Origin of the sequence: Modicisalibacter ilicicola DSM 19980 (genome assembly GCF_900128925.1) — a bacterium.
Classification (GTDB): domain Bacteria; phylum Pseudomonadota; class Gammaproteobacteria; order Pseudomonadales; family Halomonadaceae; genus Modicisalibacter; species Modicisalibacter ilicicola.
On record NZ_FQUJ01000036.1, the window covers coordinates 1 to 2,568 of the forward strand.

The following is a 2,568-nucleotide window of genomic DNA, read 5'->3' on the forward strand; positions in this document are numbered from 1 at the left end:
CTCGTCGGTGACCTGTTCGAAATCCTGCCCGAGTTCGAGCAGAAGCTGTAGACAGAGAAGGTCGGCTCTTTCAAGCCGCACCGACAATTACAAAAGAGAGCGTTCGCCGAGAGACGCCTATCGCAGAACACTAAACGAGCAAGCGCCCAACCGGCGCGGCAGCGGGAGCCCGACTCCCGTTCCATGAGGCCCTGCGTCTTCGAGCAGGGTCAAACCCACGTGATCCTCTATTGCTCCGTTGCCCAACCCGCATCGGACAGGGTCGTCGCGCACCTAAAAAAACAATGGGGATCATCATGTTCAAGCCCGTCAGAAAGAGAACAATCGTCACGGCCATCGGGGCATCGCTGATGCTGCCGCTGGGGATGGCCAATGCGCAGGCGACCCCTGCCGACATCGAGGCCCTGCAGGCACAGATGGAAGCACTCCAGGCGCAGATCGACGAGCTCAAGTCGCAGCAGCAAACCACCCAGAAGGACGTCGCCACGGTCAGCGACAACGTCGTCACCAAGGCGCCGGGCGGTGGTCTCAAGATCGGCGAAACCACGCTCAAGATCGGCGGCTACGTCAAGGCACAGGCGACCTTTGCCGACAATGGGTATGGCGACGGCAAGGCCAGCGAGATCGTTACGCCCAGCTCCTTGCGTACGGAAACGAACGAAGACGAAGGCGTCCGCAACAGTTTCAGTGCACGCCAGAGCCGGATCAATGTGGGCACTAGCACGCCGGTGGCGGGCGATACGCTCAACACCTTCATCGAGGTCGATTTCTATGGGGCCGACGACGAGGCCAACGAGTTCGTCAGCAACTCCTATGCGCCGCGTCTGCGCCACGCCTACGGCAGCTGGGGCAACTGGCTGGCCGGTCAGACCTGGTCGACCTTCATGGACCTCAACGGCCTGGGCGAGGTCGATGCCTTCGGTCAGCAGGCCAGCGTCGTCTTCGTGCGTCAGACGCAGTTGCGTTACACCCAGCCGTTCGATGGCGGCAGCCTGCAGTTCGCCCTGGAGAACCCCGAAGACGGTGGTGACGATCAGTCGGTGCCGGATATCGTCGGCCGGGTGAACTTCGACGGCGACTGGGGCCATGCGTCCGTCGCCGCGTTGGCGCGCAGGCTCACCGTCGACGACGGCGTTGACGACGACAGCGAGTGGGGCGATGCCTACAGCGTGACCGGACGCTTTCCGACCTTCGGCAAGGACGACATCCGCCTGCAGGCCAACTACGGCAACCTGGGGCGTTACATGGGGCTGCGTCCCTACCCGGATTCCCAGACCGACAACGGCGAGATCGAGGGCGTCGACGCCTGGGGCGCCTCGGCGATCTATCGCCACTACTGGACCGACAACCTGCGCAGTTCGCTGGCCTATTCCCGGACCGGGCTGGACGAGGATGGAACGGGCAACATGACCGACAGCTACGATACCACCTTCGTCAATCTGATGTGGTCGCCGATGGCGCAGACCACCTACGGCATCGAGTATCAGCGCTTCGATCTCGAGGAAGTCGATGGCGACAGCTTCGACCTGGATCGGGTGCACTTCTCGGCACAATACACCTTCTAATTGCCCTTCATCGCCACGACATCGATCGCTTCGGCCCCGCTTGCGGGGCCTTTTTGATGGACGGTGTCAGCGCCGGCGAGCGTCCCGGAATGCCGCGATGCGCGCGGCAAACTCCGGAGACGCCTTGCATTCGTCCTGCAGACGGCCTTCATGGTCGAAAGCGGCTTCCAGATCGCTCAGGGCCGACGCGCGCAGGGCCTGCTTGGTGTGGGCGACGGCCTGGCGGGGTTGGGATACCAGCAGGCGCGCCCAGCGCAGGGCTTCTGCCTGCAGCGACTCGTCGTCGACCACCTGGTTGGCCAGGCCCAGGGTTTGGCAGGTCTCGGCATCGATCGGCGCGGCGGTGGCCGCCAGTTCGAAGGCCCGTGCATGACCGACACGTCGCACCAGGTGCCAGGTGATGCCGCCATCGGGGATCAGGCCGATGTCGATGAACGCCAGCTTGAGATAAGCGGAGCGGCCCATCAGCACCAGATCGCTGGACAGCACATAGGCGACGCCGATGCCTGCGGCGGCCCCGTTGACCGCACAAATCACCGGCTTGGGCATGGCGACCATGCGCAGCAATGCCGGTTTGAACAGGGTGGCGAGGCGTTCGCTGGCGGGGGTGGTCGCGCCCGACTCGAACTCGCCGATATCGGCGCCGGCACAGAAGCTGGCGCCTTCGCCGCTCAGGATCACGCAGCGCACGCCGCTATCCTCGGCGGCCGCCTGCAAGGCCGCGTTCAGCGCCAGGGCGGTGGCTTCGTCCAGGGCGTTGCGCACTTCCGGGCGGTTCAGGCGGATCTCGACGATAGCCTCGTCGTGATGAAGCACTTCGACACTGGTGTGGGAGGACATGGGGGGCCTCGTAATACTGTTCCAAAAAGAACGCCGGACCATGTCACCATGGGCCGGCGTCGCTGCCAAGATTACATGTTGGGGTAGTTGGGCCCGCCGCCGCCCTCCGGCGCCACCCAGGTGATGTTCTGGGCCGGGTCCTTGATGTCGCAGGTCTTGCAGT

The 2,568-nt window shown here is 64.1% G+C and carries 3 protein-coding genes; 1 reads left to right on the plus strand and 2 read right to left on the minus strand.

The window, feature by feature from the left end; translation table 11 throughout:
* Window positions 1-296 precede the first annotated feature (296 nt).
* Entirely contained in the window at window positions 297-1,565 is a 1,269-nt protein-coding gene (locus BUA41_RS18665; protein ID WP_175547016.1) for a DcaP family trimeric outer membrane transporter, read from the plus strand.
* A 66-nt stretch (window positions 1,566-1,631) separates the two neighbouring features.
* Here the strand turns inward: BUA41_RS18665 and BUA41_RS18670 are convergent, their stop codons facing one another.
* Together BUA41_RS18670 and BUA41_RS18675 are read right to left on the minus strand one after the other, a co-directional pair.
* Window positions 1,632-2,405, minus strand: a complete 774-nt coding sequence (locus BUA41_RS18670; RefSeq protein ID WP_072825722.1) for an enoyl-CoA hydratase/isomerase family protein — start codon at window positions 2,403-2,405, stop codon at window positions 1,632-1,634.
* A gap of 71 nt (window positions 2,406-2,476) precedes the next feature.
* The coding region (locus tag BUA41_RS18675) for a 4Fe-4S dicluster domain-containing protein (protein ID WP_139249141.1) at window positions 2,477-2,568 on the minus strand (92 nt) is incomplete at its 5' end.